Annotated in this window: 1 rRNA gene; it reads left to right on the plus strand. The window is 46.8% G+C overall.

Features of this window, described 5'->3' with window-relative positions:
• Nucleotides 1-265: ribosomal RNA gene (locus ACSLUH_RS19625) — 23S ribosomal RNA — on the plus strand; the annotation flags it as partial.

Below are 265 nucleotides of genomic sequence, written 5' to 3' on the forward strand. Positions count from 1 at the left end.
GTATCTTTATCTGAATACATAGGATAAAGAGGCGAACCGGGAGAACTGAAACATCTAAGTACCCCGAGGAAAAGAAATCAACCGAGATTTCCTTAGTAGCGGCGAGCGAACGGGAATTAGCCCTTAAACGTTGTGGAGTTAGTGGAACAAGCTGGAAAGCTTGGCGATACAGGGTGATAGCCCCGTACACGAAAATGAAACAATTGTGAAATCGAGTAGGTCGGCACACGTGAAATGTTGACTGAACATGGGGGGACCATCCTCC

This window comes from Thalassotalea ganghwensis (genome assembly GCF_053485795.1).